Origin of the sequence: Streptomyces sp. P9(2023) (genome assembly GCF_032436795.1) — a bacterium.
Taxonomy (GTDB): Bacteria; Actinomycetota; Actinomycetes; order Streptomycetales; family Streptomycetaceae; genus Streptomyces.
In genome coordinates, this window is sequence record NZ_JAUPWM010000018.1 from 97,942 (window position 1) to 120,127 (window position 22,186).

22 protein-coding genes are annotated in these 22,186 nt (G+C 72.4%); 18 read left to right on the plus strand and 4 right to left on the minus strand.

What is annotated here, in order from left to right; translation table 11 throughout:
• The first annotated feature begins 91 nt into the window (after nucleotides 1-91).
• Both Q5762_RS22730 and Q5762_RS22735 read left to right on the plus strand, forming a co-directional pair.
• The gene (locus Q5762_RS22730) at nucleotides 92-316 is read left to right on the plus strand and encodes a hypothetical protein (RefSeq protein ID WP_315894046.1); all 225 of its coding nucleotides are present in this window, start codon (nucleotides 92-94) and stop codon (nucleotides 314-316) included.
• A complete protein-coding gene (locus tag Q5762_RS22735; protein WP_315894047.1) occupies nucleotides 313-630 on the plus strand; it encodes a (2Fe-2S)-binding protein in 318 nt (105 codons plus the stop codon). Before Q5762_RS22730 ends, Q5762_RS22735 begins: the two co-directional genes overlap by 4 nt.
• A 125-nt stretch (nucleotides 631-755) precedes the next feature.
• Here the strand turns inward: Q5762_RS22735 and Q5762_RS22740 are convergent, their stop codons facing one another.
• Nucleotides 756-1,169 carry a pyridoxamine 5'-phosphate oxidase family protein gene (locus Q5762_RS22740; protein WP_315894048.1) on the minus strand — a complete coding sequence of 138 codons (414 nt, stop codon included), beginning with the start codon at nucleotides 1,167-1,169 and terminating at the stop codon, nucleotides 756-758.
• 124 nt (nucleotides 1,170-1,293) lie between these two features.
• Here Q5762_RS22740 and clpB point away from each other — a divergent pair, with 124 nt between their 5' ends.
• The gene (clpB, locus tag Q5762_RS22745; protein ID WP_315894049.1) at nucleotides 1,294-3,879 is read left to right on the plus strand and encodes an ATP-dependent chaperone ClpB; all 2,586 of its coding nucleotides are present in this window, start codon (nucleotides 1,294-1,296) and stop codon (nucleotides 3,877-3,879) included.
• A 13-nt stretch (nucleotides 3,880-3,892) separates the two neighbouring features.
• Here the strand turns inward: clpB and Q5762_RS22750 are convergent, their stop codons facing one another.
• Nucleotides 3,893-4,276, minus strand: a complete 384-nt coding sequence (locus tag Q5762_RS22750; protein WP_315894050.1) for a hypothetical protein — start codon at nucleotides 4,274-4,276, stop codon at nucleotides 3,893-3,895.
• Nucleotides 4,277-4,465: 189 nt separating this feature from the next.
• On the opposite strand from Q5762_RS22750, the gene Q5762_RS22755 reads away from it, so the two are divergent.
• Nucleotides 4,466-5,005: a YbjN domain-containing protein gene (locus Q5762_RS22755; RefSeq protein WP_315894051.1), complete on the plus strand. Its 540-nt coding sequence runs from the start codon at nucleotides 4,466-4,468 to the stop codon at nucleotides 5,003-5,005.
• A 48-nt stretch (nucleotides 5,006-5,053) separates the two neighbouring features.
• On the opposite strand, the gene Q5762_RS22760 is transcribed toward Q5762_RS22755, so the two are convergent.
• Complete coding sequence (locus Q5762_RS22760; protein WP_399495239.1) at nucleotides 5,054-6,232, minus strand: glycosyltransferase family 39 protein; 1,179 nt, start codon at nucleotides 6,230-6,232, stop codon at nucleotides 5,054-5,056.
• Nucleotides 6,233-6,365: 133 nt separating this feature from the next.
• A complete protein-coding gene (locus Q5762_RS22765; protein WP_399495233.1) occupies nucleotides 6,366-7,547 on the minus strand; it encodes a pyridoxal phosphate-dependent aminotransferase in 1,182 nt (393 codons plus the stop codon).
• A gap of 91 nt (nucleotides 7,548-7,638) precedes the next feature.
• Here Q5762_RS22765 and Q5762_RS22770 point away from each other — a divergent pair, with 91 nt between their 5' ends.
• The 14 genes from Q5762_RS22770 to Q5762_RS22835 all read left to right on the plus strand — a co-directional run bounded on the left by Q5762_RS22770 (nucleotide 7,639) and on the right by Q5762_RS22835 (nucleotide 22,149).
• A complete protein-coding gene (locus Q5762_RS22770) occupies nucleotides 7,639-7,845 on the plus strand; it encodes a hypothetical protein (RefSeq protein ID WP_315894054.1) in 207 nt (68 codons plus the stop codon).
• Between the two features lie 305 nt (nucleotides 7,846-8,150).
• Entirely contained in the window at nucleotides 8,151-8,669 is a 519-nt protein-coding gene (locus Q5762_RS22775; protein WP_315894055.1) for a DUF2617 family protein, read from the plus strand.
• 119 nt (nucleotides 8,670-8,788) lie between these two features.
• Complete coding sequence (locus Q5762_RS22780; RefSeq protein WP_399495234.1) at nucleotides 8,789-10,546, plus strand: polyamine aminopropyltransferase; 1,758 nt, start codon at nucleotides 8,789-8,791, stop codon at nucleotides 10,544-10,546.
• Between the two features lie 79 nt (nucleotides 10,547-10,625).
• On the plus strand, nucleotides 10,626-11,495 hold the full coding sequence (locus Q5762_RS22785; protein ID WP_315894056.1) for an SRPBCC family protein: 870 nt from the start codon (nucleotides 10,626-10,628) through the stop codon (nucleotides 11,493-11,495).
• Nucleotides 11,496-11,516: 21 nt separating this feature from the next.
• The gene (locus Q5762_RS22790; RefSeq protein WP_315894057.1) at nucleotides 11,517-12,320 is read left to right on the plus strand and encodes an aldose 1-epimerase; all 804 of its coding nucleotides are present in this window, start codon (nucleotides 11,517-11,519) and stop codon (nucleotides 12,318-12,320) included.
• A 10-nt stretch (nucleotides 12,321-12,330) separates the two neighbouring features.
• Nucleotides 12,331-12,879: an orotate phosphoribosyltransferase gene (gene pyrE, locus Q5762_RS22795; protein ID WP_315894058.1), complete on the plus strand. Its 549-nt coding sequence runs from the start codon at nucleotides 12,331-12,333 to the stop codon at nucleotides 12,877-12,879.
• A 225-nt stretch (nucleotides 12,880-13,104) separates the two neighbouring features.
• The gene (fbaA, locus tag Q5762_RS22800; RefSeq protein ID WP_315894059.1) at nucleotides 13,105-14,127 is read left to right on the plus strand and encodes a class II fructose-bisphosphate aldolase; all 1,023 of its coding nucleotides are present in this window, start codon (nucleotides 13,105-13,107) and stop codon (nucleotides 14,125-14,127) included.
• A 57-nt stretch (nucleotides 14,128-14,184) separates the two neighbouring features.
• Nucleotides 14,185-15,372, plus strand: coding sequence for a MalY/PatB family protein (locus tag Q5762_RS22805; RefSeq protein WP_315894060.1), 1,188 nt, complete (start codon nucleotides 14,185-14,187; stop codon nucleotides 15,370-15,372).
• An 84-nt stretch (nucleotides 15,373-15,456) separates the two neighbouring features.
• Entirely contained in the window at nucleotides 15,457-16,956 is a 1,500-nt protein-coding gene (locus tag Q5762_RS22810) for an MFS transporter (protein ID WP_315894061.1), read from the plus strand.
• Nucleotides 16,957-17,348: 392 nt separating this feature from the next.
• A complete protein-coding gene (locus tag Q5762_RS22815) occupies nucleotides 17,349-17,762 on the plus strand; it encodes a DUF3151 domain-containing protein (RefSeq protein WP_315894062.1) in 414 nt (137 codons plus the stop codon).
• A 235-nt stretch (nucleotides 17,763-17,997) separates the two neighbouring features.
• Nucleotides 17,998-18,891 (plus strand): DUF3152 domain-containing protein, encoded by an 894-nt coding sequence (locus Q5762_RS22820; RefSeq protein ID WP_315894063.1) that lies wholly within the window; start codon nucleotides 17,998-18,000, stop codon nucleotides 18,889-18,891.
• 112 nt (nucleotides 18,892-19,003) lie between these two features.
• Nucleotides 19,004-19,852 carry a tryptophan 2,3-dioxygenase family protein gene (locus Q5762_RS22825; RefSeq protein WP_315894064.1) on the plus strand — a complete coding sequence of 283 codons (849 nt, stop codon included), beginning with the start codon at nucleotides 19,004-19,006 and terminating at the stop codon, nucleotides 19,850-19,852.
• Entirely contained in the window at nucleotides 19,845-21,143 is a 1,299-nt protein-coding gene (kynU, locus tag Q5762_RS22830) for a kynureninase (RefSeq protein ID WP_315894065.1), read from the plus strand. Before Q5762_RS22825 ends, kynU begins: the two co-directional genes overlap by 8 nt.
• A 136-nt stretch (nucleotides 21,144-21,279) precedes the next feature.
• Nucleotides 21,280-22,149 carry an alpha/beta hydrolase gene (locus tag Q5762_RS22835; RefSeq protein ID WP_315894066.1) on the plus strand — a complete coding sequence of 290 codons (870 nt, stop codon included), beginning with the start codon at nucleotides 21,280-21,282 and terminating at the stop codon, nucleotides 22,147-22,149.
• The last annotated feature ends 37 nt before the right edge of the window (nucleotides 22,150-22,186 follow it).

Here is a 22,186-nt window from a genome sequence, read left to right on the forward strand (position 1 = left end):
TGCATTGAGCCAGTGGTGGAAACGTGAGGAGTGAGCCATCGTCGTGGCTGCGGGGGAGCAGGAGATACACACCAAGTGAGGTTGCTCGGTCATGGCCAAGAAGCTCATACGCACCGTAGTTGGTGTCGCGTTCATAGCTGCTGCCGCGGTCGGCGCGGTGGCGGCGACCGAGGACCCGGGCTGGGGCCTCGCTCCGCAGCAGGTCGTCGCCAAGGCGAGCGACCCGGGCTGGGGAGCCATCAAGGCGAGTGACCCGGGCTGGGGCGTTGCGCCCGCGGCCGTCTCCGACCCTGGTTGGGGGTCCGTGGGGGCATGACGGTTCCCGAAGATCCTCGATTCCGCCGTGAGATGGCGGCTGCCTACCGTTCCGGGTGGCATTTCATCGACCTCGTCACAGCCGTGCCGCACGGTGGCGATTCGTTGATGGTCACCCTCTTCGGTGAGCCCATCATCATCACGCGTGGGTCCGATGAGGATATTCGCGCCTACCGATGTCTCCGGAAGCCCCGTGGCGCCCCTCAGCCCGTCCGCTGTGCCATCCGGTACGGCATGATCTTCGTCAATCTCGACCAGCGTGACCACCAGCTCGTCGAGCCAGAGACCATCACCGCCACCCCCCGCAGTGCCTGAGCGGTTCCCCCGTCGTTCAAGATCGCTCAGGTACTTCCCCCACACAGCGGCGCCATCGCGGACCTGAAACGCGATGGCGCCGCTGTGCTGTCCCCGTAAGTTCCCCGCGGGCATCACGCGACGATTCAGGCCCGGCCCATCGCCCGCGTCAGCGCGATCTCGATGACCACCCGCTCCGGGTTCGGCGCCGGGACCCGGCCGTAGCGCGACGCGTAGCGGTCCACGGCGTCCGCGACGACCTCCGGCTCCGTACGGATGCGGGCCACGCCCTCCAGCGTCGCCCAGCGGCCCTTGTCGACCTGGCAGACCGCCACCCGCGCGCCGTCCGCGCCGGCCGCCAGGACGTTGGCGACCTTGTGGCTGTGCTTGTTGGTGATCACCCGGGCGATGCCGTTCTCGCCGCCCTCGGGGTCGTACGTCACCCCCACCGCCACCACGTGCGGCGTACCGTCCGCGCGCGGGGTGGTCAGGGTGCACATGTGGTACTCGCGCCAGAAGCTGAGATACGAGTCGTCCGGGTTCCGCGGGTCAGTCGCCATGCCCGGAACCTACCCGTGGCGGAGCCCTGCGCGACACCTTGAGCGGAATGGACTCAACTTTGTGTACGCTGGATCAGTCATAGGCCATGCATGCACGACAGCACGCCGAGGAGGAGACAGCGCAGTGGACGCCGAACTGACCAACAGGAGCCGGGACGCGATCAACGCGGCCACCAGCCGCGCCGTGTCCGAGGGGCACGCCGACCTGACCCCCGCCCACCTTCTGCTCGCGCTCCTCGCGGGTCAGGACAACGAGAACATCATCGACCTGCTCGCCGCCGTCGAGGCCGACCAGGCCGCTGTACGGTCCGGAGCGGAGCGGCTGCTCGCCGCCCTGCCCAGCGTGACCGGCTCCACGGTCGCGCCGCCGCAGCCCAACCGCGAGCTGCTCGCCGTCATCGCCGACGCGGCCAGGCACGCGAAGGAGCTCGGGGACGACTTCATCTCCACCGAGCACCTGCTCATCGGGATCGCGGCGAAGGGCGGGCAGGCGGGCGAGGTACTGGCCCAGCAGGGGGCCGGCGCCAAGAGGCTGCTCGACGCGTTCGAGAAGAGCAGGGGAGGGCGCCGGGTGACCACACCCGACCCGGAGGGTCAGTACAAGGCGCTGGAGAAGTTCGGTACGGACTTCACGGCCGCCGCCCGCGAAGGAAAGCTGGACCCGGTCATCGGGCGCGACCAGGAGATCCGGCGGGTCGTCCAGGTCCTCTCCCGCCGCACCAAGAACAACCCGGTCCTCATCGGCGAGCCCGGCGTCGGCAAGACCGCCGTCGTGGAGGGCCTCGCCCAGCGGATCGTGAAGGGCGACGTCCCGGAGTCCCTCCGCAACAAGCGCCTGGTCTCGCTCGACCTCGGCGCGATGGTCGCCGGCGCCAAGTACCGCGGCGAGTTCGAGGAGCGCCTGAAGACCGTCCTCTCCGAGATCAAGGCCAGCGACGGCCAGATCATCACCTTCATCGACGAGCTGCACACCGTCGTCGGCGCGGGCGCCGGCGGCGACTCCGCCATGGACGCCGGCAACATGCTGAAGCCGATGCTGGCCCGCGGCGAGCTGCGCATGGTCGGCGCGACGACCCTGGACGAGTACCGCGAGCGGATCGAGAAGGACCCGGCCCTGGAGCGCCGCTTCCAGCAGGTCCTGGTCGCCGAGCCGAGCGTCGATGACACCATCGCGATCCTGCGCGGGCTCAAGGGCCGGTACGAGGCCCACCACAAGGTCCAGATCGCCGACTCCGCGCTCGTCGCCGCCGCGACCCTCTCCGACCGGTACATCACCTCCCGCTTCCTGCCCGACAAGGCCATCGACCTCGTGGACGAGGCGGCCTCCCGGCTCCGCATGGAGATCGACTCCTCGCCCGTCGAGATCGACGAGCTCCAGCGCTCGGTGGACCGGCTGCGCATGGAGGAGCTCGCGCTCAAGAACGAGACCGACCAGGCGAGCAAGCAGCGCCTGGAGAAGCTCCGCCGCGACCTCGCCGACCGCGAGGAGGAGCTGCGCGGCCTGACCGCCCGCTGGGAGAAGGAGAAGCAGTCCCTCAACCGCGTCGGCGAGCTCAAGGAGCAGCTGGACGAGCTGCGCGGCCGCGCCGAGCGGGCGCAGCGCGACGGCGACTTCGACACCGCCTCCAAGCTGCTCTACGGAGAGATCCCGACCCTCGAACGGGAGCTGGAGGAGGCCGCCGAGGCGGAGCAGGAGGTCTCCAAGGACACCATGGTCAAGGAGGAGGTCGGCCCCGACGACATCGCGGACGTGGTCGGCGCCTGGACCGGCATCCCGGCGGGCCGCCTCCTGGAGGGCGAGACGCAGAAGCTGCTGCGGATGGAGGACGAGCTCGGCAAGCGGCTCATCGGCCAGAGCGAGGCCGTACGGGCCGTCTCCGACGCCGTGCGCCGCACCCGCGCCGGGATCGCCGACCCCGACCGCCCCACCGGCTCCTTCCTCTTCCTCGGCCCCACCGGCGTCGGCAAGACCGAGCTGGCGAAGGCGCTCGCGGACTTCCTCTTCGACGACGAGCGGGCCATGGTCCGTATCGACATGTCGGAGTACAGCGAGAAGCACTCCGTCGCCCGGCTCGTCGGCGCGCCCCCCGGCTACGTCGGCTACGAGGAGGGCGGCCAGCTCACGGAGGCGGTGCGCCGGCGCCCGTACAGCGTGGTGCTCCTGGACGAGGTGGAGAAGGCGCACCCGGAGGTCTTCGACATCCTGCTCCAGGTCCTCGACGACGGCCGGCTGACCGACGGGCAGGGCCGGACGGTGGACTTCCGCAACACCATCCTGATTCTGACCTCGAACCTGGGCAGCCAGTACCTGGTCGAGCCGCTGACCTCGGAGGAGGAGAAGAAGCAGCAGGTCCTGGAGGTGGTCAGGGCCAGCTTCAAGCCGGAGTTCCTCAACCGGCTGGACGACCTGGTGGTCTTCTCCGCCCTCGACAAGACCGAGCTGGGCCGGATCGCGCAGCTCCAGATCGACCGGCTCGCGAAGCGTCTCGCGGACCGCCGCCTCACCCTGGAGGTCACTCCCGAGGCCGTGGCCTGGCTCGCCGACGAGGGCATGGACCCGGCGTACGGCGCCCGCCCGCTGCGCCGCCTGATCCAGACGGCGATCGGCGACCGGCTCGCGAAGGAGATCCTCGCGGGCGAGGTCCGCGACGGCGACACGGTCCGCGTCGACCGCTTCGAGGACGGCCTGATCGTGGGCGCGGCGCAGTAGACCTGCTGCCCGGTCAGAGGTCGAAGGCCTTGAGGCGTACGAGGATGGTGTCGCCGTACTCGTACGCCACGCCCACGTCCACGAACAGGGTCTCGTCGAACGAGACCTCCGAGCAGGCGGCGAGCCCGTGATCGCAGGTCAGGGCCGGCTTACGGGTCGGATACACGGCGTCGAGCCACGGCTCGTACCCGGCCCGCTCCATCCGGAACTCGACCGTGACCTGGGTGTCCTGCCAGTACGCGGCCCTGCACACCGGGCCCTGGACGCCGGCCGGCAGCGATCCGCGGGCGAACTCCATCGCGTCCGCGCAGTCGACCGGCTTCGCCTCCCCGATCTCGTCCCAGGCCATCGCGCCCCACCCCAGCAGGGCCAGCGGCACCCCGCACAGCACCGTCACGAGTGCCGAAACCCAGACCCAGGTCCATGCCCGCGGCCGTACGGGCGGCACTGTCCCCGTGTGATCCCTCGTGTTTTCCCCCATGGGCCCAGAGTTTGTCAGCCCGCAGCGGATCGCGGGAGGTGGGGCTTGCGCCGGACCGCCCGCCATGGGGGAGGATGGCGGCAACCGTACGAAGGGATATTCACGGTGAGCATCGACCCGTCCTCGATTCCGAATTTCGGGGGCCAGCCCCAGCCTCAGGCCGCAGGACCGGCGGGCCCCGTCGTCCCCGACCAGGACCTGGTCAAGCAGCTCCTCGACCAGATGGAGCTGAAGTACGTCGTCGACGACGAGGGTGACCTCGCGGCGCCGTGGGAGGAATTCCGGACGTACTTCATGTTCCGCGGCGAGGAAGACCAGCGTGTCTTCTCCGTGCGGACGTTCTACGACCGCCCGCACTCCGCCGACGACCGCGCCAGGATCCTCGACGCGATCGACGACTGGAACCGCCGCACCCTGTGGCCGAAGGTCTACACGCACCTGCACGAGGAGGAGGACGGCTCCGCCACCCTCCGTCTCATCGGCGAGGCGCAGATGCTGATCGGCACCGGCGTCGCCCTGGAGCACTTCGTGTCCTCGACCGTCAGCTGGGTCCGCGCCTCGATCGAGTTCGACAAGTGGCTCGTGGAGCAGTTCGGCCTGGAGGCCCCGGAGGACAAGTCCTCCGAGAACGGCGACGAGGCCTGAGTCCGAGGAGGACCCTCCTCCGAGGCCTGAGTCCGCTTCAGGACCTCCTCACAGGGCCATGCGCGCGAGCGTCAGCGCGTACACCCCGAAGCTGAACGAGAGCCCGGCCAGGGCGGCGATCACCACGATCGCCGCCCTCGGCCGGGCTTTCGTCAATGCCCGGGCCAGCGGGAAGAGCAGCGGGAACGCGGGCAGCAGGAAGCGCGGCTTGGACTCGAAGAAGCCGGAGCCGCCGACCGTGATCAGCACCAGGACGCCCGCGTAGACCAGCAGCGGCAGCGGCGGCCGGTCCACGAGCGCGAGCAGCGCGAAGAGCAGCACCCCGGCGGCCGTGAAGAGCAGCGCCGTCGCGAAGCCGAACTGCGTCGGCCCCCGCAGCATCTCCCGTACGAAGACCAGCGCGCCCTTCCCGAGGTCGAAGCGGGAGGTCCAGCCGTCCTGGACGGCGAAGTAGCCCCCGAGCAGGTCGCCGCGGTGCGCGCCGACCCAGAGCACGTACGCGATCCAGCCGGCCGGCGCGAGGGCCGCCCCCGCCCACACCCGCGGGGCGGCCCGGCCGCGCCCCCGCCCCAGCGCGAAGGCCGCCGCCACCAGGACCGCCGCCGCGACGGCGATCCCGTTGGGGCGGGAGAGCCCGGCCAGGGCGGCCAGCGCGCCCGCCCAGAGCCAGCGGTGGGTGAGGAGCGCGTACAGCGACCAGGCGGCCAGCGCCGTCATCAGCGGTTCGGTGTACGCCATCGACAGCACGACCGAGTGCGGCAGAAGCCCCCAGAGCAGGACGAGCACGACGGCGGTGGGCCGCCCGTACAGCCGCTCGCCGATCAGGTAGATCCCCCAGGCGGCGGCGCCCGCCGACAGCCAGGACACCAGCAGCCCGGCCGTGCCGCCCTCGACGGGCAGGGCGGTGGTGACGGCGCGTACGAGGCCCGGGTAGAGCGGGAAGAAGGCCAGGTCGGACTGGACGACGCCGTCCGGCCAGTGCAGCGTGTGGCCGTAGCCGTGCGCCGCGATCCGGGTGTACCAGCCGGAGTCCCAGGACGTCGCGAGCAGCGCCCGGGGCGAGCGCCCGATGTGCCAGGCCCAGGCCGCGAGCACCAGCATCCCGGTCAGCCGCGCGGCGGCGAAGAGCCCGAGCGCGGGGGCGGCCCGGTACAGCGAGGCCCGCCAGCGGGGGACGCTCCGGACTCCGGCGGTCGAGGCCGGGCGGTCGAGAGTCTCGGCGGACAGGGTGCACCTCCGTGCGCGCGGGAATCGGGATCGGCCCGGCAAATCGGTCTACCCGACAATCCGCGTGGCACGGAGGGGGCGCGCGCGGGCGAGGGGGCCGCCCGGGTGAAAAAACCCCGCGCGGGGTCGCCGCCTACCCCGCCAGGCCCTTCAGTCGGGACACCGCCTCCTCCAGCACATCGACGCGCTTGCAGAACGCGAAGCGGACGAACGGCTCGCCCGCCGCGCGGTGGTCGTAGAAGACGGCGTTGGGGATGGCGACCACCCCCGCGCGCTCGGGCAGGGCCCGGCAGAAGGCGAAGCCGTCGGACTCGCCGAGCGGCCGGATGTCGGTGGTGACGAAGTAGGTCCCGGCCGGGCGGTAGACGTCGAAGCCGGCCCGGACGAGGCCGTCGCTCAGCAGGTCGCGCTTGGCCCTGAGATCGGCGCGCAGGGAGTCGAAGTACGTGTCGGGCAGCCGCAGCGCCTCGGCGACGGCGTACTGGAACGGGCCGGAGGTCACGTACGTGAGGAACTGCTTCGCGGACCGGACGGCGGTCGTCAGCTCCGGCGTCGCGGTGATCCAGCCGACCTTCCAGCCGGTGAAGGAGAAGGTCTTGCCGGCCGAGCCGATGGTGACCGTGCGCTCCCGCATGCCCGGGAGGCTCGCGATCGGCAGGTGCTCGGCGTCGTCGAAGACCAGGTGCTCGTACACCTCGTCGGTGACCACGAGCAGGTCGCGGGAGACGGCGAGTTCGGCGATCGCGGTCAGTTCGGCGCGGGTGAGGACGGTGCCGGTGGGGTTGTGCGGGGTGTTGAGCAGGATCAGCCGGGTCCGGTCGGTGACGGCGGCCCGTAGCTCGTCCAGGTCGAGGTGGTAGGCGCCCTCGTGCGGGCGGAGCGTGACGGGTACGCGCGTGCCGCCCGCCATCGCGATGCAGGCGGCGTACGAGTCGTAGTACGGCTCCAGGGCGATCACCTCGTCGCCGGGCTCGACGAGGGCGAGCAGCGCGGCGGCGATGGCCTCGGTGGCGCCCGCGGTGACGAGGACCTCGGTGTCGGGGTCGTAGGTCAGGCCGTACCGCTTCAGTTGGTGCTCGGCGATCGCGGTGCGCAGTTCGGGTACGCCGGGGCCGGGCGGGTACTGGTTGCCGCGGCCGTCGCGCAGCGCCCGGACCGCCGCCTCGCGGATCTCCTCGGGGCCGTCGGTGTCGGGGAAGCCCTGCCCGAGGTTGATCGCCCCGGTCCTGGCGGCCAGCGCGGACATCTCGGCGAAGATCGTGGTCCCGAACTCGGCGAGCCGGCGGTTGAGCAGCGGTCGTGTCATGCCCGTCATCCTGGGCCGAAGCTCTGGACTTCCTCAAGTGCGCTTTGGGGGCGCGCGGGGCCGGGAATCCCCCTCGCACAGACCTACGGGGGTGTCACAGATGGAATTTGTAATCTTCGCCGGATTCATCGTCCTGATCGTCCTGATCGCCATCGTGCGCGGTGGCGGTGGAGGTGGCGGCGGCGGTGGCGGGCGTGGCGGCAGGCGGCGCGGTGGCTGGTCCGACAGCGGCGGCGGTGGCGGCTGCGGCTCGTCCTGCGGCGGTGGCGGTGGCGGCGGCTGCGGTGGTGGCGGCGGGGGCGACTGACACGGGGCAGTCGGCCACGCGATCGACCAGGCGCTCGGTGGTGCAACATCCGCCGGGCGCCTTCGTGTTGGAGCCACGAAACCAGGTTTGTTTGAACAATTGAGCTGTTGGGTCCCCGAAGGGGATGGAAACCACGGCAAGTTGGGTAAAAACGCTGCGAGTCGCTCGAAGTCCGTGATTCCCTCGCTGTTGATACCAGCCCTCGGACCGTGTGTGGACCCGAGCCGGCGATCCCCCATCCCGTTGAACCCTTTCTCCGGGGCGCCCCCGGCCCACCCGTCAAACCGTGTTTGCGGAGCCGACCCATGCTCACGACCCTGAAGACCTCCTACACCGACACCCGTGCGGCCGATCTGGCCTGGGCGCTCGGGCGCGAGCCGCTGCCCGCCCTCGCCGTGCTCGACCTCGAACTGACCGGTGCCAAGCTGCAGTTGCGGCTGCTCGGCGCCTCCCACCAGGTGCTTCTGGAGGAAGAGGAGCACCGCTGCTCGGAGACCGTCGCCTGCATGCCCGGCAGCAGTACGCCGCTGCCGCTGGGCGTCTCCAAGCGGATCGGCGGGTGGGAGTACGAATTCGCCGCCCGCGTCGAGAAGCTCAACCACGGCTCCTTCGCGGGCCGCGCCCAGGAGTTGCTGGCGCTCGTCGCCGACCATCCCAACGGCCTCGCGGGGACGTTCCCCGGCTCCCCGCACGCCTTCACGGCGATGCTGGCGCAGCGCCACGAAGGCCAGGTGCGGTGGCGCACCTGGCACGCGTACCCGCAGGAAGGGCAGTTGGTGGCCACCCGGACCCAGATCGGCGTCCGGATGCCGGCACCGCTGTAGTCCCGCTTGTGCTCGGCACCGCCGTTAACCCCGCACTGCTGTAATGCGCCGCCCTGAAGCTTCAGGTGCACTCGTGTGGGTGACAAGCGGCAACAGATGTGTGACGTAGCGTTACGAACATGATCGATCCGCCCCTGACCATGCCACCCAAGAGGGTGACGCGGCCGCCCGCGCGGCCGAGCACGGTGCGGTATCCGGTCCTGGTCGTCGTCTTCGTCTGCGCCGCCTGCGGTCTCGTCTACGAACTGGAACTGGTCGCCCTCGCCTCGTACTTGATCGGCGACTCGGTCACCCAGGCCTCCGTCGTGCTCTCCACGATGGTCTTCGCGATGGGCGTCGGCTCGCTGCTCGCCAAGCGGCTGCGCTGCCGCGCCGCCGTCGGCTTCGGCCTGGTCGAGGGCGGCCTCGCGCTGATCGGCGGCTGCTCGGCCCTCGTGCTGTACGCCGCGTTCGCCTGGCTGGGCGAGGCGCGGTACGTCCTGGTGGCGTTCTCGCTCGCCATCGGGGTCCTCATCGGGGCGGAGATCCCGCTGCTCATGTCGCTGATCCAGCGGGCGGAGCCGGCGCGTACCCCCGGTGTGCGGGAGGCGGGTGTCTCCGGTGTGCGGGAGGCCGGTGTGCGGGAGGGGGACAGTGCCGCCGATCCGGCCGCGACCGTCGCCGACCTCTTCGCCGCCGACTACGTGGGCGCGCTGGTCGGCGGCCTCGCCTTCCCGTTCCTGCTGCTGCCCTGGCTCGGCCAGCTCACCGGCGCGCTCGTCACCGGCGCGGTCAACGCGGTGGCGGGCGGCGGCCTGGTGCTGTGGCTGTTCCGGCGCGACCTGACCGGCCGGGCCCGGGCGCTGCTGATCGGTACGAACCTGGCGGTCCTCGCCGTCCTCGCCACCGCCACCGTCCTCGTCGACGACTTCGAGGCGGCCGCGCGCCGCGCGGTGTACGGGGACGACGTCCGGATCGCCGTGCAGACCGACCTCCAGGAAGTGGTGGTGACGGGCGAGCGCGGCAGCCCGCCGGACCTCTTCGTGGACGGCCGGCTGCGGGCCGGCGGCGAGGACGCCTCCCGGTACCACGAATCGCTGGTGCACCCGGCGATGAACGGGCCGCACGCGCGCGTGCTCATCATCGGCGGCGGCGACGGCCTCGCCGCGCGGGAGGTGCTGCGCCACCCCGGGGTCCGGTCGGTCACCGTCGTGGAGATCGACCCCGGAGTCGTACGGCTCGCCCGGACCCACCCCGAACTCACCGCGCTCAACAGCAACGCGCTGAGCGACCCACGCGTCCGGATCGCCTACGCGGACGCCTTCCGCTGGCTGCGCGGGGCGGCGGCGACGGGGCTGGAGGGGACGGGGGCGAAGGGTGCGGGTGCGGGGCCGCGTGAGCGGTACGACGTGATGATCTCGGACCTCCCCGACCCGGGGATCTCGACCGGCGCGAAGCTGTACTCCGAGGAGTTCTACGGCCTCGCCGCCCGGGTCCTCGCCGACGACGGCCGGCTCGTCGTCCACGCCGGCTCGGCCGCGGCCCGCCCCCGTACGTACTGGACGGTGGACGCCACCCTCCGTGCGGCCGGCTTCGCGACCCGCCCCTACAGCGCGCGGGGCAGCGGGGCACACCTCGGGTCGGGCCCGGACCGGGCCGACCGCTCGGGCGATGCGGACGCGTACGCGGCGGACGCGGGGGCGGCCGACTGGGGGTATCTGCTCGCGGCGCCGGGCACCTACCCGCCCGAGCTGCGCCTCGCCGCCGACACGCCTCCGCTGCGGTCCCTGACGGCCGCCGCCCTGGTGTCGGGGGCGCGGGCCGTCGAGCGCACCCGGGACGACCGGTCCGCCCCGCCGCCCCCGTCGACGCTGGTCCACCCGCGTTACGGCGAGTGAAGGGGTCACAGGGGGCGCCCGTTCCGGACCCGGGGCAAACAGGCGACGGGGGCGCCCGGGCTGAGTAGGCTCGGCTTCCATGGAGCATGAGGTGTTCGTTCCGGTACCGGCCGAGGTTCTTCGCGAGACGCTGACGGACCCCGCACGGCTGGCGCGCTGTGTGCCCGGCCTCCAGCAGGACGCCGACGCGGCGGCGGGGCCGCTCGCCGGCCGGCTGAAGATCAGAGCCGGCGGCCACACGATCACCTACCAGGGCGCGCTGCGGCCGGCCGAACGGGCCGGGGTCTTCACCGTCGAGGGCACGGGCACCGAGGTACGCGGCAAGGGCTCGGTGCAGCTCTCCCTGGCGATCGCGCTCACCCCGGTGGCCGACGGGACGACGCTCACCTTCACGGGCACGGTGAAGCCGGAGGGCCGGCTCGCGGACCTGTCGGAGGAGGCCCGGGAGTCGGCGGCCGAGCGGCTGATCGAGAAGTTCGCGGCTGCCCTGGCGGCGACGGCCGCGGAGGGCGCCGCGTCCGATGCCGTGAAGGACGAGGTCGAGGTCGGGGTCGACGAGGTCGAGGACGACGAGGCCGACAGTGACAGCGACGGCGTCGACGACGGCGTCGAGGAGCCCCACCGCCCGGAGGCGTCGTCCTCGTCGTCCGTCTTCGAGACGCCCGTCCCGCCGCCCTCCCTCGACCCCTTCCAGGGCGGCGACTTCGACGACGCCCCCGTCGAGTACCCCGCCGAGCCGCCCGCCGCAGAGGCCGCCCACGCCCGCCGGACGATGATCGGACGGAGCGCCGAGGAGGTCGACCACGCCCCGCCGCGCGGCCGTTACGCCCCCGTCCCGGCCCCCGAGGCCTCCTCGGCGGGCGCCACCCTGCGCTGGATCGCGCCCGCCGCCGCCCTCGCGATCGCCTCGGCGGTCGTCGTCGGCCGGGCGCTGCGCCGCCGACGCTGATCCCGGTCTACTGTCAGTCGCGTGAGCAAGCAGACGCGACTGACGGCGGGCGACGCCGAGTTGACCATCAACCCCGACAACGGCTGCCGTATCGAGAGCCTGCGCATCGGCGGCACGGAGCTGCTGCGCCAGGGCGAGCGGTACGGCTGCTTCCCGATGGTGCCCTGGTGCGGACGGATCGAGCTGGGCCAGTTCCGCAACGGCGGCGTGAAGCACCAGATGCCCGTCAACTCCCCGCCGCACGCCATCCACGGCACCGGCCGCGACGCGGTGTGGAAGGCGGCCAGGACGGCGGACGCGGACGGCGGCGGGGCCACGGCGGCGTTCACGTACGAGCTCGGGGACCCCTGGCCGTACTCCGGCCGGGTCACCCAGACCTTCGCACTCACCGAGGACTCGCTGACGCTCCAGCTCGGCGTGGAGACGTACGACGACTCCTTCCCGGCGCAGGCCGGCTGGCACCCCTGGTTCCACCGGAGCCTGGACGGCGGTGCTCCCGTACGCGTCGACTTCACGCCCGAGTGGCAGGAGGAGCGCGGCGAGGACCACCTCCCCACCGGGCGGCGGATCGGCCCCACCCCCGGCCCCTGGGACGACTGCTTCGGCATGCCCGGCGGCGTCGACGTCACGCTCACCTGGCCGGAACAGCTGGAGCTGAAGGTGACCAGCCGCGCCGAATGGGTCGTGGTCTACGACGAGCAGGAGGCGGCGGTCTGTGTCGAGCCGCAGTCCGGCCCGCCGAACGGCCTGAACACGCTCCCGCGGTACGTGACCCCGATCGAGCCGCTGGAGATCGCGGCCACGTGGGCCTGGCGGCGGCTTTAAGCTCATGAGCATGACTGACGTACGCGCTGACCTGCTCCAGCAGATCAAGGACAAGGCCGTGGTGCACGGCAAGGTGACCCTCTCCTCGGGTCTGGAGGCCGACTACTACGTCGATCTGCGCCGGATCACGCTGGACGGCGCCGCCTCCCCGCTCGTCGGTCAGGTCATGCTCGACCTGACCGCCGACCTGGAGTTCGACGCCGTGGGCGGGCTGACGCTCGGCGCCGACCCGGTCGCGACCGCGATGCTGCACGCCTCCGCCGCGCAGGGGAAGCGCCTGGACGCCTTCGTCGTCCGTAAGGCCGCCAAGGCGCACGGGATGCAGCGCCAGGTCGAGGGCCCGGACATCAAGGGCCGCCGGGTCCTGATCGTCGAGGACACCTCCACCACCGGTGGCTCCCCGCTGACCGCCGTCGAGGCGGCGCGCGCGGCCGGGGCCGAGGTCGTCGCGGTCGCCACGATCGTGGACCGGGCGACCGGCGCGGGCGAGAAGATCAGCACCACGGCGGGCGTGCCGTACCTCTACGCGTTCGCGCTGGACGAGCTGGGGCTCGCCTGACGGAGTCTCGGCTGACCGAGGCAAAGTCGTGACTTAGGTCCCGGGGGCGGGTGGATACGGCCCTGACCTGGGGCTTTGGCAAGGGGCGGAGTGTTTCACGTGAAACACTCCGCCCCTTCGTCATGGTGTCCGCACGGGAGTCTGGAAAGATGGGCCCCGACGATGACGTCGCCCCAGGTCAGGGTCTAGCAACGCACCCACCCGCACATCACAAGGAGCGGACGAATGCCCATCGCAACCCCCGAGGTCTACAACGAGATGCTCGACCGGGCGAAGGCAGGCAAGTTCGCCTACCCGGCCATCAACGTGACCTCCTCCCAGACCCTGCACGCCGCGCTGCGCGGCTTCGCGGAGGCCGAGAGCGACGGCATCATCCAGATCTCGACCGGTGGCGCCGAGTTCCTGGGCGGCCAGCACAACAAGGACATGGTCACGGGCGCCGTCGCCCTGGCCGAGTTCGCGCACATCGTCGCCGCCAAGTACGACATCACGGTGGCGCTGCACACCGACCACTGCCCGAAGGACAAGCTGGACGGCTACGTCCGCCCGCTGCTCGACATCTCCGCCGAGCGCGTCAAGGCCGGTCAGAACCCGCTCTTCCAGTCGCACATGTGGGACGGCTCCGCCGAGACCCTCGCCGACAACCTGGCCATCGGCCAGGAGCTGCTCGCCAAGGCCGTCGCCGCCAAGATCATCCTTGAGGTCGAGATCACCCCGACCGGTGGCGAGGAGGACGGCGTCACCCACGAGATCAACGACGAGCTGTACACCACCGTCGACGACGCGATCCGCACCGCCGAGGCCCTGGGCCTGGGCGAGAAGGGCCGCTACCTGCTGGCCGCCTCCTTCGGCAACGTGCACGGCGTCTACAAGCCGGGCAACGTCGTCCTCCGCCCCGAGCTCCTCAAGGACCTCCAGGCGGGCGTCGCCGAGCGCTACGGCAAGGCCAGCCCGTTCGACTTCGTCTTCCACGGCGGCTCCGGCTCCAGCGCCGAGGAGATCGCCACCGCGCTGGAGAACGGCGTCGTGAAGATGAACCTCGACACCGACACCCAGTACGCCTTCACCCGCCCGGTCGCGGACCACATGTTCCGCAACTACGACGGCGTCCTGAAGGTCGACGGAGAGGTCGGCAAGAAGTCCACGTACGACCCGCGTACCTGGGGCAAGCTCGCCGAGGCCGGCATGGCCGTGCGGGTGACCGAGGCGTGCGCGGCGCTGCGCTCGACCGGTACGAAGCTGAAGTAAGCGTTGTTGTTCGACGGGCCCGGCACCACGAGAGTGGTGCCGGGCCCGTCGTCGTCTATGGAGGGAGTCGAGGTGTACGACTTCGACCGTGAGATACCCCGGCAGGGGACCTGGTCGGTGCAGTGGGACGGCATCGCGGACCGGTTCGGGGCCGGCGAGCTGCTCCCGTTCACCATCTCCGACATGGACTTCGCCTCCCCGCCGGAGGTGCTGCGCGCGCTGCGGGAGCGGGTGGAGCACGGAGTGTTCGGCTACACGGACTGGCGGCTCGGTGAGTTCCGGGAGGCGATACGGGACTGGTACGCGACCCGCCACGACACGGCGCTCGACGTCGACGCGCTGGTGTACGCACCGTCCGTACTGAGCCAGCTCTCGCAGCTGCTCCAGATGTGGACCGAGCCCGGGGACGGGGTCGTCGTGCACACACCGACGTACGACGGGTTCCGCAAGGCGGTCACCGGTCTGGGGCGGGAGCTGCGGGGCGTACCGGTCGGGGACGTGCGGGACACCGGGGCGCTGGAGGCGGAGCTGGCCCGGCCGGACAGCCGGATGCTGCTGCTCTGCTCGCCGCACAACCCGACGGGTCGGGTGTGGCGGGAGGAGGAGCTGGTGGAGTTCGCACGCCTGGCGGAACGCCACGGGGTCGCGGTCGTCAGCGACGAGATCCACGCGGACCTGGTGGCGGAGGGCCACCGGCACGTGCCGTGGACCCGGGTGGTGGAGTCGGGGCGCGACGGCGGGCGGTGGGCGCTGATCACCTCGGGCACGAAGTCGTTCAACTTCCCGGCGCTGACGGGTTCGTACGGGGTGATCGGCGACGACGGGGAGCGGGCGCGGTTCGTCCGCCGGATGGAGACGGGCGAGGGCCTCGCCTCCCCGGCGGTGCTCTCGCTGACCGCCCACATCGCCGCGTACCGGGAGGGCGGGGCGTGGCTGGACGAGCTGCGGGGGTATGTGGCGGGGACGATGCGGTTGGTGGGGGAGCGGCTCGGGGAGGGGCTGCCGGACGTGACGTGGGCGCCGCCGCAGGCCGGCTACCTGGCCTGGATCGACCTCCGCCCGCTCGGCATCGACGAGGACGCGCTCCAGCGGGAGCTGGTGGAGACCGAGAGGGTCGCGATCATGCCGGGCGGCGTCTACGGCACGCCAGGCTTCGTCCGCCTGAACGTGGGCTGCCCCAGGGGGAAGGCGGAACGGGGGGTGGAGGCGCTGGTCCGCGCGGCGACGAGGCTGCGGGCGTCGTGACCCTTGCCCACACGGGGGCGGGGAGGCGGGACGATTGCCCACACTGAGGTGCACGGGGCCGCGCCCGCGAGGAGCATGGCTCGCATGGATATCAGGCTCTCCTCGGGCACCGGGCGGTGGATCGTGTTCACCACCGTCCTCGGCTCCGGGATGGCGCTGCTCGACTCGACCGTCGTCAACGTCGCCCTGCCCCACATCGGCGAGGACCTCGACGCCGACATGGCCGTGCTCCAGTGGACCGTCAACGCCTACATGCTCACCCTCGCCGGGCTGATCCTGCTCGGCGGGGCGCTCGGCGACCGGTACGGGCGGCGGCGGGTGTTCGTCATCGGGATCGTGTGGTTCGCCGCCGCCTCGCTGCTGTGCGGCCTCGCGCCCAACGCCGGAATCCTGATCGCCGCCCGCGCCCTCCAGGGCGTCGGCGGCGCGCTGCTCACCCCCGGCTCGCTCGCGCTGATCCAGGCGAGCTTCCACCCGGACGACCGGGCCAAGGCCGTCGGCCTCTGGTCCGGGTTCGGTGGCGTCGGCGCGGCGATCGGGCCCTTCGTCGGCGGCTGGCTGGTCGACGGTCCCGGCTGGCGCTGGGTGTTCCTGCTGAACGTTCCGCTGGCGCTGCTGTGCGTGCCCGTCGCGCTGCGCCATGTGCCCGAGTCGCGCGACGAGTCCGCGCACGGCCGCTTCGACGTCCTCGGCGCCTTCCTGGGGGCGGCCGCGCTCGCCCTCGTCACGTACGCGCTGATCGCCGAGGCGTGGTGGGCCGCGGGGGTGGGGGTCCTGGTAGGGGCGGGGTTCGTCGTCCTGGAACGGCGGCGGCCCGAGCCGATGGTGCCGCCGTCGATCTTCGCGTCCCGGCTGTTCACGGTGGTCAACCTGGTGACCTTCTGCGTGTACGCCGCGCTGGGCGGATTCTTCTTCCTGGCCGCCCTCCAGCTCCAGGTGGTGTCCGGCTACTCGGCGCTCGCGGCGGGGACGGCCATGCTGCCGACGACGATCCTGATGCTGCTGCTCTCGGCGAAGTCGGGCGAGATCGGGGAGAAGATCGGGCCCCGGATCCCGCTGACCGTGGGGCCGCTGTTGTGCGCGGTCGGGATGTTCCTGATGCTGCGGGTCGGTGAGGACGCCTCGTACGTACAGGACGTGCTGCCGGCCATGGCCGTGCTCGGCCTCGGCCTGACCGTCGTGGTGGCCCCGCTGACGGCGACCGTCCTGGCCGCGGTGGACGTGGCGCGGGCGGGCCTGGCGAGCGGGATCAACAACGCGACCGCTCGGGCGGCCGGTCTGCTGGCGGTGGCGGCGCTGCCGACGCTGGCGGGGATGGGCCCGGAGGCGTACCGCTCGGCGGAGGAGTTCGGGGAGACGTTCCGGCGCGCGATGCCGATGTGCGCGGGGCTGATGATCGCGGGCGCGGTGCTGGCCTGGGCGACGGTACGGAAGCCGGTCGGCGAGGCGGACTGCCACCCCGAGTGCAAGGTCCACTGCGGCGTGACGTCACCCCCACTGGAGGCGGGCGACCACGCCCCAGGCGATGCCGGCGGCCCGACCCTCCAGAAACGCCCGGGCGAGGGCGGTGGCCCGTCGTCGTAACCCCCGGGCGGACCGCCGGGGCCCTGGTCGGAAAGCCGCCCGGAACGGCAGGCGCCGCTGCCGCGGAAGCCGCCTGGGGCGGCCTGGCGCCCCCACCCCGGAAAACGCCCCGGCGAGACCCGCGGGCCCCGCGACGCCCCCACCCCGGCGATGCCCCCCCGTCCGTCCCGGACAGCCACCCCGGCGAGGCCCGCGCCCCGCGTCCCGGACAGCCACCCCGGCGATGCCCGCGCCCCGCGTCCCGGCCAGCCACCCCGGCGAGACCCGCGGGCCCCGCGACGCCCCCACCCCGGCGATGCCCGCGCCCCCGTCCGTCCCGGACAGCCACCCCGGCGAGGCCTGCCCCGGCGCCCCGGGGGAGTGCGGGGCGTTCGCTGAGGCAGACTTGGGCCATGGCCATCCACGAGAACCTCCTGGGGGGACCGCCCCCCACCCATCTGCCCGACGACCCGGAGCCGCGTGAGCTGCTCGCGGGCGGCACCGCGCCGGCGGACGTCGCCGCGAAGTACCCGACGTCCTCGCTGGCCTGGGCCCAGCTCGCCGACGAGGCGTACGAGGGCGGTCGCGTCATCGAGTCGTACGCGTACGCCCGTACCGGCTACCACCGGGGCCTCGACGCGCTGCGGCGCAGCGGCTGGAAGGGCCACGGCCCGGTGCCGTGGGAGCACGAGCCGAACCGCGGCTTCCTGCGTGCCCTGCACGCGCTGGCCCGGGCGGCCGGCGACATCGGTGAGAAGGACGAGTACGAGCGCTGCTCGACGTTCCTGCGCGACTCCTCGGAGACGGCGGCCGAGACGCTCGGCTGACGAGTCGCCGGCGAAGCGCTGACGAGTCGCCGGCGGGTCGGGGCGGCCCCGGGGTGTGGGTTCTGTGCAGGCCCGCACCCCGGGGCCGCCCCACACAACCCCACCCCCCGCGCGGCTCGTTCGAAGGTGTTCGAAGCGGCCGGTACGATCCTTCGGACCGTTGTAGCCAGAACACAGCCGGCGCAGAGGCCCCACCCTCTTCCCCCACCCGGCCGACGCAGGGGAGAAGTCTGTTTTGGGTAAGCGCGCCGCCGCACCCGCGGGTCGGGGACGAAGTCAGAGCCGGGGACGTCGACGCGGCGGCCGGGGCCGGTCCAGACGGAGTCCGATAGCGCGCCTCGCCCTCCCCGCGCTCGCGCTCGCCACGCTCGCCCTCGGCGGTGGCGCCGCCCTCGCCCACTACAACAGCGCCGACGACACCGGCCCCGCCGACACCGCGTCCGCCACCCCCACGGACGAGCCGACCACCGCGATCCCCACCACCCCCGCGGCCACCACCCCGACCCCGGCGAAGACCAGCGCCAAGCCCACCCCCTCGCCCAAGCCCACGAAGACGACCGTCCCCGCCAGCGGCTCCGGTACCTTCGTCAGCACCCGGTCCTCCGGCGACCCCGTCGGCACCGGCGGCACCCTGCGCCGCTACCGCGTCCAGGTCGAGGACGGCATCGACCTCTCCGCCGCCGACGCCGCCGCCGAGATCGAGGAGATCCTCGCCCACCCGCGCGGCTGGGCCGCGCACGGCCGCGGCAGGTTCCAGCTGGTCACCGAGAACGCCGACTTCGTCATCCGGATCGCCACCCCGAAGACCGCCGACAAGCTCTGCCTCGCCGTCGGCCTCAACACCCGCGGCGAGCTCAACTGCGAGACCACCCAGGGCGTCGTGGTCAACCTGAAGCGCTGGCTGCTCGGCTCCCCGACGTTCACCGGCACCCCCGCCCAGTACCGGCATCTGATCATCAACCACGAGGTCGGGCACGAGATCGGGATCCGCAGCCACATGACCTGTCCGGGCCCGGGGAAGCTCGCGCCGGTGATGATGCAGCAGATCAAGGGGCTCAAGGGCTGCCGCTCGAACGAGTATCCGTATGACGAAGACGGGACCTACATCGAGGGACCGATCGTGCCATGATGCGCATGGGGCCGCGCGCGACGAAGCGGGCGGACCCGAGGGGACCGGGGCTCCACTTGCCAAACGGAAGGAGCGGACCGCTACCCGGTAGTCGCACATCGAGGAGACAGCAATGTCCACCTTCCCCGATGCCTCCGGAGCCGGTTCGGTCGAAGCACCGAACCTCGACTTCGCGGGCACGACGCCGTACGAGGACTATGTCCAGGCGGACGTTCTCACCCACCTCCAGCACCTCCGCTCCGACGACCCGGGCGAGATGGTCTTCCTGGTCACCACCCAGGTCATGGAGCTGTGGTTCACCGTCATCGTCCACGAGTGGGAGACCGCGAGCCGCGCGCTGCGCGAGGACCGGATACCCGTCGCGATGGACGCGCTCAAGCGCTCCGTGCGCGAGCTGGAGGCCCTGAACCACTCCTGGCGGCCGCTCGCCCAGCTCACCCCCGCGCAGTTCAACTCCTACCGCGCCGCCCTCGGCGAGGGCTCCGGCTTCCAGTCGGCGATGTACCGGCGGATGGAGTTCCTGCTCGGCGAGAAGTCCGCGTCCATGCTCGTGCCGCACCGGGGCGCCCCCCGCGTCCACGCCGAGCTGGAGAAGGCGCTGCAGGAGCCGAGCCTGTACGACGAGGTCCTCCGGCTCCTCGCCCGGCGCGGGCTGCCCGTGCCGGACGCCGTGCTCGCCCGCGATCTGGCGAAGAAGTACGAGCCCTCGCCCGAGATCGAGGCGATCTGGGCCGGTATCTACGCGGACGCCGACCAGAACACCGAACTCGTCCGCCTGGGTGAGGCGCTGAGCGACGTCGCCGAGCTGGTCTGGCGCTGGCGCAACGACCACCTCGTCGCCACCCGGCGGGCCATGGGCTCCAAGACGGGTACGGGCGGCTCGGCGGGCGTGGCGTGGCTGGAGAAGCGCGCGCAGAAGAACGTGTTCCCCGAGCTGTGGACGGCGCGGAGCCATGTCTGAGACCGCCGAGACCGCCGAGACCGCCGAGACCGCCGAGACCTCCGAGACCGCTGAGACCTCCGAGACCTCTGGGACCTCTGGGACCTCCGAGATCACTCTGCGCGAGAACGCGCAGCTCCGTGACACGAACGACCCGCTGGCCAAGCTCCGCGAGAAGTTCGTCCTGGACGACGCCACGGTCTACCTGGACGGGAACTCGCTGGGCGCGCTGCCCGCGCACGTCCCCGACCGGATGGCCGACGTCATCACCCGCGAGTGGGGCCGGCTGCGCATCCGCTCCTGGGACGAGAGCGGCTGGTGGACCGCGCCCGAGCGGATCGGCGACCGGATCGCCCCGCTCGTCGGCGCCGCCCCGGGCCGGATCGTGGTCGGCGACTCGACCAGCGTGAACGTCTTCAAGGCGGTCGTCGCGGCCACCCGGCTGACCACCGACGACCGGGACGAGATCCTCGTCGACGCCTCGACGTTTCCCACGGACGGGTACATCGCGGAGTCGGCGGCCCGGATGACCGGCCGCCGGATCGTGGCCGTCGACCCGGCGGACATGGCGGCCGCGGCAGGACCGCGTACGGCCGTCGCGCTCGTCAACCACGTCGACTACCGCTCCGGTCGGCTCCACGACCTGCCCGGGATCACCGCCGCGCTGCACGCGGCGGGCGCCCTGGCGGTCTGGGACCTGTGCCACAGCGCGGGCGCGCTGCCCGTCGGCCTGGACGAGCACGGGGTCGACCTGGCGGTCGGCTGCACGTACAAGTACCTCAACGGCGGCCCCGGTTCGCCCGCGTACCTGTACGTCGCCGAGCGGCACCAGGCGGCCTTCGACTCGCCGCTGCCCGGCTGGAACTCGCACGCCGACCCGTTCGGGATGACCCCCGGGTACGTGGCGGCCGAGGGCGCGCCGCGGGGCCGGGTCGGGACGCCGGACATCCTGTCCATGCTGGCGCTCGAAGCGGCGCTGGACGTCTGGGACGGGGTCGCCATCGAGGACGTACGGGCCAAGTCCCTGGCCCTGACGGACTTCTTCGAGGAGTGCGTGGCCGCGTACGTACCGGCGGGCCGGGTCGAGTCCCTGACGCCCCGGGCGCACGGGGAGCGTGGCAGTCAGGTCGCGCTGCGGTGCGCCGAGGCGCCCGCCGTCATGGCCGAGCTGACCCGGCGCGGGGTGGTCGGCGATCTGCGCCGCCCGGACGTGCTGCGGTTCGGCTTCACTCCGCTGTACGTCGGCTTCGCGGACGTCGAGCGGGCGGCGCGGGTCCTCGCGGAGGTCGTGGCGGAGGTACCGGCCGGATAGCGGCCGGAAGGGGGCTGTGACCTCGAAGTCCGAGGTCACACCGTCCGATGATCGCTTGATCTGTGGGGGCGTCAGTGCTGATACGGTCCCCGCAGGTCAGGCCAATTCGGCCCCGTCCCCGAGAGGTTGGAACAGCATGCCGGACCCCGCCGCGCGCGACGCCGCCGAAGAAGCGTCGGCGTTCTCGCACCCGGCCGTCGCCCCGGACGCGTCCGCCGCGTACGGCGACCACCCCGACCAGGTCGTCGACTTCTACGCCCCGCGCGACGGCCGGGAGCAGGCGCCGCTCGTCGTCGCGCTGCACGGCGGTGCGTGGCGGGCGCCGTACGACCGGCAGCATCTGACTCCTTTCGTGGACTTTCTGGCCCGCCGGGGGTTCGCCGTCGCCAACGTCGAGTACCGGCGGGGCGGCGCCATCCCCCGGCAGGGCGGTACGGGACCGGTGGCCGGCCGCTGGCCGGAGACCTTCGACGACGTGGCCGCCGCGCTGGACGCCGTACCGCGGCTGGCCGCCGCGCACCTGCCGCAGGCCGATGCGCGCCGGATCGTGCTCACCGGCCACTCCGCCGGCGGCCACCTCGCCCTCTGGGCGGCCGCCCGGCACGTCCTCGCACCCGACGCGCCCTGGCGGCTGCCGGCCCCGCCCGCGCTGCGCGGCGTGGTGGCGCTGGCCCCGATCGCGCACTTCGACCGGGCCGTGGAGCTCGGCGTGTGCGGCGGGGCGGTGACCGAACTCCTGGGCGGAGAGGGCGAGTTCGACGTACGGGCCCGGCACGCCGACCCGGCCCTGCTGCTGCCGACGGGCATCGCGACGGCGATCGTCCAGGGCCGCGACGACGTCGTCGTCCCACAGGCCGTCGCCGAGGCCTACGTGGAGGCGGCGGCAAAGGCAGGCGAGACGGTCGGCCTCACACTCCTCCCGGCCGTGGGCCACTTCCCCCTGATCGACCCGGCGGCGGACGCCTGCGCGGTGGTGGCGGAGGAGATCGCCCAGCTGGCGTGGTGAAGGGGGAAGGGGGGCGATCGGGCCCCGTCCTCCTCAA

What these genes read in the sequence shown, in the direction of transcription:
- Q5762_RS22730 (WP_315894046.1), top strand. Translation starts at nt 92, where the DNA reads ATGGCCAAGAAGCTCATACGCACCGTAGTTGGTGTCGCGTTCATAGCT.
- Q5762_RS22735 (WP_315894047.1), top strand. Translation starts at nt 313, where the DNA reads ATGACGGTTCCCGAAGATCCTCGATTCCGCCGTGAGATGGCGGCTGCC.
- Q5762_RS22740 (WP_315894048.1), bottom strand. Translation starts at nt 1,169, where the DNA reads ATGGCGACTGACCCGCGGAACCCGGACGACTCGTATCTCAGCTTCTGG.
- Q5762_RS22765 (WP_399495233.1), bottom strand. Translation starts at nt 7,547, where the DNA reads ATGACGGGCATGACACGACCGCTGCTCAACCGCCGGCTCGCCGAGTTC.
- Q5762_RS22770 (WP_315894054.1), top strand. Translation starts at nt 7,639, where the DNA reads ATGGAATTTGTAATCTTCGCCGGATTCATCGTCCTGATCGTCCTGATC.
- Q5762_RS22775 (WP_315894055.1), top strand. Translation starts at nt 8,151, where the DNA reads ATGCTCACGACCCTGAAGACCTCCTACACCGACACCCGTGCGGCCGAT.
- Q5762_RS22780 (WP_399495234.1), top strand. Translation starts at nt 8,789, where the DNA reads ATGATCGATCCGCCCCTGACCATGCCACCCAAGAGGGTGACGCGGCCG.
- Q5762_RS22785 (WP_315894056.1), top strand. Translation starts at nt 10,626, where the DNA reads ATGGAGCATGAGGTGTTCGTTCCGGTACCGGCCGAGGTTCTTCGCGAG.
- pyrE (WP_315894058.1), top strand. Translation starts at nt 12,331, where the DNA reads ATGACTGACGTACGCGCTGACCTGCTCCAGCAGATCAAGGACAAGGCC.
- fbaA (WP_315894059.1), top strand. Translation starts at nt 13,105, where the DNA reads ATGCCCATCGCAACCCCCGAGGTCTACAACGAGATGCTCGACCGGGCG.
- Q5762_RS22805 (WP_315894060.1), top strand. Translation starts at nt 14,185, where the DNA reads ATGGAGGGAGTCGAGGTGTACGACTTCGACCGTGAGATACCCCGGCAG.
- Q5762_RS22810 (WP_315894061.1), top strand. Translation starts at nt 15,457, where the DNA reads ATGGATATCAGGCTCTCCTCGGGCACCGGGCGGTGGATCGTGTTCACC.
- Q5762_RS22815 (WP_315894062.1), top strand. Translation starts at nt 17,349, where the DNA reads ATGGCCATCCACGAGAACCTCCTGGGGGGACCGCCCCCCACCCATCTG.
- Q5762_RS22825 (WP_315894064.1), top strand. Translation starts at nt 19,004, where the DNA reads ATGTCCACCTTCCCCGATGCCTCCGGAGCCGGTTCGGTCGAAGCACCG.
- kynU (WP_315894065.1), top strand. Translation starts at nt 19,845, where the DNA reads ATGTCTGAGACCGCCGAGACCGCCGAGACCGCCGAGACCGCCGAGACC.
- Q5762_RS22835 (WP_315894066.1), top strand. Translation starts at nt 21,280, where the DNA reads ATGCCGGACCCCGCCGCGCGCGACGCCGCCGAAGAAGCGTCGGCGTTC.